At 72.9% G+C, this 6,053-nt stretch carries 5 protein-coding genes; 2 read left to right on the top strand and 3 right to left on the bottom strand.

The features are described 5' to 3' along the window. Positions 1–986, bottom strand: a 986-nt coding sequence (locus ABZ371_RS27785; protein WP_358684508.1) for a DUF5685 family protein, incomplete at its 3' end; no start/stop codon positions are given. A gap of 284 nt (positions 987–1,270) precedes the next feature. Between ABZ371_RS27785 and ABZ371_RS27780 the strand changes: the two genes are divergently transcribed. Beyond that, complete coding sequence (locus tag ABZ371_RS27780) at positions 1,271–1,711, top strand: cell division protein SepF (RefSeq protein WP_358684506.1); 441 nt, start codon at positions 1,271–1,273, stop codon at positions 1,709–1,711. Positions 1,712–1,741: 30 nt separating this feature from the next. Here ABZ371_RS27780 and ABZ371_RS27775 read toward each other — a convergent pair whose 3' ends face one another. Both ABZ371_RS27775 and ABZ371_RS27770 read right to left on the bottom strand, forming a co-directional pair. Further along, a complete protein-coding gene (locus tag ABZ371_RS27775) occupies positions 1,742–2,962 on the bottom strand; it encodes an acyl-CoA dehydrogenase family protein (protein WP_358684504.1) in 1,221 nt (406 codons plus the stop codon). A gap of 73 nt (positions 2,963–3,035) precedes the next feature. After that, positions 3,036–4,808, bottom strand: a complete 1,773-nt coding sequence (locus ABZ371_RS27770) for an MFS transporter (RefSeq protein ID WP_358684502.1) — start codon at positions 4,806–4,808, stop codon at positions 3,036–3,038. A 512-nt stretch (positions 4,809–5,320) separates the two neighbouring features. Here ABZ371_RS27770 and ABZ371_RS27765 point away from each other — a divergent pair. Continuing rightward, positions 5,321–6,053 (top strand): phosphatase PAP2 family protein (locus tag ABZ371_RS27765; protein ID WP_358684501.1); only part of this gene is annotated, 733 nt, incomplete at its 3' end.

Genomic DNA, 6,053 nt, shown 5'->3' with positions numbered 1-6,053 from the left:
GGCGGGCCGGGCGGGCCGTAGGGGCCGCCCGGCGTCGGCGCGTACGGGTTGCCCGGCTGCGGTCCGTAGGCCCCCGACGGCTGCGTGCCCTGCGCGTGCGAGCAGGAGGCGGTGCCGAAGGCCCGGTCCACGGAGCGGCGGAGCTCGTGCACCAGCAGGACGTGCGCGAGCTTCCCGTCGGTGAACTCCGCGTCCCGCAACGCCAGGCGGACGCCGTGCAGCGCGTCGTCGCACAGCCGCCGGGCCTCGGCGAGCGGGGTGCCGGTCGCCGTGAGGGGGTTCCAGGCTCCCGACGCCGCGTCAGCCGCCCTGTCCTCCACGGCGTCCAGCAGGTGGGCGAGCCGCCCGAAGAGGCGCCCGGCCTCGGCGAGCGGCTCCGCGTTCCGCGGCCTGCCCGCGAGGACGGCGGTGTGCGCGAAGGCCGCGGCCGTCGCCGTCTCGGTGGGCTCGGTGACCGTCAGCAGGGAGGTGCCGGGGCCCGCGAGGGACTCGATCCCGGTCTGCCGGTCGACGGCGTCGACCAGGACGCCCGTGTCGAAGCCCAGCTGCGCGCCGGTACGAGCGCCCGCCCTGTCCCAGCCGGCGGCGACCCGCCGTGCCGCGGCGGCGACCGGACGGCGCTTCAACAGCCCGTCCCGGTCGGCCACGTGGTCGCGGACCTTCGCCGAGGCCAGCACGAGGGACACCGCGGCGGCGAGCCGGGCCCCCTCGCCCCGCGCCACCGGTGCCGTCCGCATCGAGCGGAGCGGGCAGGGGCCCGCGGTGCGTCGCTGCGCGGTGCTCCGCTCGGCCTGAGCTTCCGTCAGCACCGAGACGATCAGCCCGTCGTAGTTCGTGACGATCCGGGCGAACTGCCCGTGATCAGCCCTCAGGGCGAGGCAGAGCCCGCAGAGATGGGCCATCCATTGCGTCTTGAGCCCATCGGACAGCCGATGGGTGCAGGGCCTGACGATTCCGAACACGACGATCCCCCGGTAGCCGCTCATGTGACACGCCGCGCCGGTGCGGGCGCGCGGCAGGCATCGTATCGAGCCATCGTTCACCCGTACGTCCGCCAGCTCACCCGTACGGGCGGGTGCATCATATTTTCCTCCCGCAACCCATCCCATAGGGCTGAAAGCCTGACGAATCGCCACATGATCTGCACCAGTCGCGTCACGAATCGCCTGCGCGCCGACTATCCCCTTGGCGCAGCATCCGCATCATGGACGACCATAGGGATAGGAAAGAGATGCGGAACACCAACGAACCGCGGTGAGAGGAGGCGTCCATGGGATCGGTGCGCAAGGCGAGTGCCTGGCTGGGCCTCGTGGAGGACAACGACGAGCGGTACTACGACGACGAGTACTCCGAGGAGGCCGAAACGGGTACGAACCAGCCCTGGGTGACCGACCCCCGCGTTCAGGTGGTGTCCGAGAAGGCCGAGGACACGGGCCGCCGGATCGCGACCGTCACCCCGGACAGCTTCCGGGACGCGCGGGGCATCGGCGAGCTCTTCCGGGACGGGGTGCCCGTGATCGTCAACCTCACGGCCATGGACCCCACCGACGCCAAGCGCGTCGTGGACTTCGCCGCGGGACTGACGTTCGGCCTGCGCGGCTCGATCGAGCGCGTGGCGACCCGGGTCTTCCTCCTGACCCCCGCCCACACCCAGGTGGTGAACGGCGAAGCCGCCGGCCGGCCGGCCGACGGTTTCTTCAACCAGAGCTGAGCGGGGCGCCCACCCGAACGCCTCCCGGCACTAGCGGAAGGCGTCCAGGCCGGTGAGCGCCTTGCCCAGCACCAGCTGGTGCATCTCCACGGTTCCCTCGTAGGTGAGCACCGACTCCAGATTCGTCGCGTGCCGCATCACCGGGTACTCCAGCGAGATCCCGTTGGCGCCGAGGATCGTGCGCGAGGTGCGGCAGATCTCGATCGCCTCCCGCACGTTGTTGAGCTTTCCGAAACTGACCTGCTCCGGGCGGAGCCGGCCGGCGTCCATCCGGCGGCCCAGATGGTGGGCGAGCAGGATGCCCTTGTGGAGTTCCAGCGCCATGTCCGCCAGTTTGGCCTGGGTGAGCTGGAACCCTCCGATCGGCCTGCCGAACTGCTCGCGGGTCCGCGCGTAGTCCACGGCCGCCTCGAAGCTGGCGCGCGCCGCGCCCATGGCCCCCCAGACGATGCCGTACCGGGCGTGGCCGAGACAGCTCAGCGGGCCGCGCAGCCCGGTCGCTCCGGGCAGGACGGCGTCGGCGGGCAGACGCACCCCGTCCATGACCAGTTCGCTGGTGACCGAGGCGCGCAGCGACCACTTGTGCCTGATCTCCGGCGCCGAGAACCCGGGGCTGTCGGTCGGCACGACGAACCCGCGGATCCCGGAGCCGTCACCGGCCTCTCCGGTCTGCGCCCAGACGACGGCGACCCCGGCGACCGAGCCGTTGGTGATCCACATCTTGCGGCCGGTGAGGATCCAGTCCTCGCCGTCCCGCCGGGCGTACGTCCGCATCCCGGCGGGGTCGGAGCCGTGGTCCGGTTCGGTGAGCCCGAAGCAGCCGATGGTCTCGCCGGACGCCATGCCGGGCAGCCAGCGGTCCTTCTGCTCCTCGGACCCGAAGCGGTGGACGGCGTACATGGCGAGGGACCCCTGGACGGACACGAGGGAGCGGATCCCGGAGTCGGCCGCCTCCAGCTCCAGGCAGGCCAGGCCGTACTGGACCGCGCTCGCGCCCGCGCAGCCGTATCCCCGCAGCGACATGCCGAGCGCGCCGAGGGAGCCCAGCTCACGGGCCAGCTCCCGGATGCCGGGCAGCTCCCCGTTCTCGTACCACTCGGCGATGTGCGGCAGGACGCGGTCGGCGGCCCAGGTGCGCACCGTGTCGCGGATCGCGAGGTCCTCGGGGTCGAGGAGGTCGTCGATGCCGATGGGGTCGCGCGGGTCGAAGGGGGGCAGCTTCGACGGCTTCGCGGACTCGGGGGTGGACATGGGGGTGCCTCCGGCGGCTCGCACGGTACGAAAACTAGCAGTGGTAGTCAGGGCCTCGTGCCGACGGTACGGCTCAGCGGGACGGTCGTCCAGAGCCGGCCGGCTCGGCGGGCTCGCGCCGTCCGGGAACCCGGGCGCCCCGTGTCCACTGCGGCCGGCCCCGCGCCGGAAGCTGCCCGGATCCGGGGGGCGGTTCCGCGGCGGCCGGGGCCGGCACCGCCTCCTTCCGGCCCGGACGGACCGCCTGCTCCGGCACCGGGAGGCCGGCGGCCGGGACGTCCGTCCCGCGGCCCGCCCCGCCCGGCGAGCAGTCCATGGCGCGGGGCAGCCGCAGCGCGGCGAGCGCCCCGAGCATCAGGAGGGCGGCGCTGACCAGGAGCGTGACGTGCAGGCCGTCGACGAAGGCGTGCCGCGCGGTGCTGCGCACCAGGTGGCCCGCGGGGCCGCCCAGCCGTCCCGCCACCTGGTAGGCCTCGCCGAGCGAGTGCGCGGCGGCGGATCCCGCGGCGGCGGGGACACCCTCCTCGCGCAGCCGGGAGAGACCGGGGGCGTAGGCGGCGTTCATCACGCTGCCGAGCAGCGCGATCCCCATCCCGGCACCCAGTTGGTAGGACGTCTCCCCTATCGCGGCGGCGCCGCCGGCCCGCTCGGCGGGGACCTCGCTGAGCATGGACTCGTACGCGCCGAAGAGCGTCGACTGCAGACCGAACCCCAGCAGGACGAAGCCGGCGGTCAGCAGCGCGGGCCGGTCGTGCTGGCCCATCGCGGTCAGCAGGAGGACCGAGGCGGCCGTGAGGACGAAACCCCAGCCGACCATCCGGCGGGGGCCGACGCGGCCCAGCGTGTACGAGCCCGTCGCACCCGCCACCACGGCGGCGAAGGTCAGCGGCAGGAGCCGCAGTCCGGTCTCGAGCGGGCTGAGGTCCAGGACGAGCTGGAGGTACTGGACCGCGATGAGCTCCAGGCCCACCAGGGCGAGCATCGCCAGGACGATGCAGCCGACGGCGGTGGTGAAGGCGGGCCGGGAGAACATCGCCATGTCGATCAGCGGATGCGCACGGCGCCGCTGCCTGCGCACGAAGAGGACGAACAGCGCGGCACCGGCGGCCGGCGGCCCGAGGGACGCCAGGTCCCAGAGGCCCTCACCGCCGCCGGCGCGCTTGACGCCGAGGACGACTCCGAGGACGCCCGCGGCCGCCATCAGGGCACCCACGACGTCCCAGGGCCCCTCGCCGTCACCGCGGGACTCGGGCAGCGACCCGCGTCCCAGCGGCAGGAGGACGGCCATGAGCGGCACGTTGACCAGGAAGACGGAGCCCCACCAGAAGTGCTCGAGAAGGAATCCGCCGATGACCGGCCCGGCGGCGGCTCCCGCCGCCGCGACCGCCGTCCAGACGCCGATGGCGAGGGCGCGCTCCCGGCGGTCGGGGAACACCTGGCGGAGTATCGAGAGCGTCGCCGGCATGATCATGGCCCCGCCGACACCCAGCAGGGCCCGCGCCGCGATCAGCACGGCGGGCGCGTCGGCCGTGGCCGCGAGTGCGGAGGCGGCGCCGAAGAGGGCGTAGCCGCAGAGCAGGACGCGGCGCCTGCCGATCCGGTCACCGAGCGTGCCGAAGAGGATCAGCAGCGCGGCGCAGACCAGCGGGTAGGCGTCGACGATCCACAGCAGGCCGACGGCACTCGGCCGGAGGTCCTCGGTGACGGCGGGGACGGCGACGTGCAGCACGGTCGCGTCGAGCGCGACGAGCAGCAGGCTGAGGCAGAGGACGACCAGGACGACCCAGCGGCCGGCGCCGTCGGCTGCCGCGCGCGGCCGGGCCGCGGCTGTGGACGTCCCGGTCATGTACGTACCTCCCACGCTGAGTCCCTCGCGCTCGGCAGACCTGCCGGGGACCGTGCTCCGGTGCCCCTCGGGCCCGGCATCGACGGGCGAGTGAGCCGTCAGAGTACGCGAGTACCGCGTGGTCAGACGTGGTCCACCTCATACGCCTCCGGCGCCGGGGTGTGGCGTGCGCCACTCGGGTCCCGGCCGTCCGGCCGCCCGTCCGGAACGGCGGCGGGAGCCCGTGGGGGCCGCGGAGGTCACGCGTCCGCCGCCCGGGAGCGTCCCGTGCGCCGCCCACCCGCACCCTCCGAATGGCTGGGCGAATACGGGGAGGAGCCCGCAGGTTCACCTCTTCGGGTATCAAACATTTCTGCGACGGACGCTCCACGGAATTACACCGCCGGTCCGGGGGGATTTCCGCCGGAGGCCGCGGAATGGATGCCGTCCCGAGACGAAGTCCACATCACATCGTCATCACAAAGACGCGGGATCGGCCGGATCACTCACTCACTCGCTGTAACGTCCAATGTGTGCGTACCGACATCTTTGCCCGTCTGGACCGGGAGCCGGAACCGCCGAAGATAGAGATCCCGCGGATGAGCCGTCACCGCATCGCTCTCTTCGGCGGGACCTTGGCGTTCTATCTCGCCATCGTCGTCGCCGTGCTCGTCTCCTCCTGGCTGGTGGCACTGGACTGGAAGGTCATGCTGTTCCGGCCCTACCAGCAGTGGCCGGAACTCCACGCCTTCCTCGACTACTACGTCGTGCTCGGCCAGCGTGGCCCCACGGCCGTGATGGTCGCCTCCTGGCTCGGCTGGCGCTCCTGGCGCCAGCACACGCTGCGCCCCCTGCTGACGCTGGGCACCTCCCTGCTGCTGCTCAACGTCACGGTGGGCGCGGTGAAGCTGGGGCTGGGACGGCTCGGCCCGCACTACGCCACGCAGATCGGCTCCGCGGAGCTCTTCGCGGGCGGCGATATATTTCCTTCCGGGCACACCGCCAACGCCGTGGTGACCTGGGGAATCCTCGCCTATCTGGCCACCACGCCGCGTGCCCGGCGCTATCTCTCGGCCGTGTCGGCCTTCGTCTCCCTGGGCGTCGGGCTCACCACCGTCTACATCGGCACCCACTGGCTCAGTGACGTCCTGCTGGGCTGGACCGCCGGGCTGCTGATCCTGCTGGCCCTGCCGTGGTTCGAGCCGCTGGTCACCCGCACCGAGATCTGGGTCCTGTCGGTGCGCGCGCGCCTGCGCGACCGCCGGG

It is taken from the genome of Streptomyces sp. NPDC005899 (assembly GCF_040629645.1).
Lineage (GTDB): Bacteria > Actinomycetota > Actinomycetes > Streptomycetales > Streptomycetaceae > Streptomyces.
This window is presented reverse-complemented; position numbering and strand designations above follow the sequence as displayed.

Coding starts and splice junctions, on each gene's coding strand:
- ABZ371_RS27780 (WP_358684506.1), top strand. CDS start 1,271: ATGGGATCGGTGCGCAAGGCGAGTGCCTGGCTGGGCCTCGTGGAGGAC.
- ABZ371_RS27775 (WP_358684504.1), bottom strand. CDS start 2,962: ATGTCCACCCCCGAGTCCGCGAAGCCGTCGAAGCTGCCCCCCTTCGAC.
- ABZ371_RS27770 (WP_358684502.1), bottom strand. CDS start 4,808: ATGACCGGGACGTCCACAGCCGCGGCCCGGCCGCGCGCGGCAGCCGAC.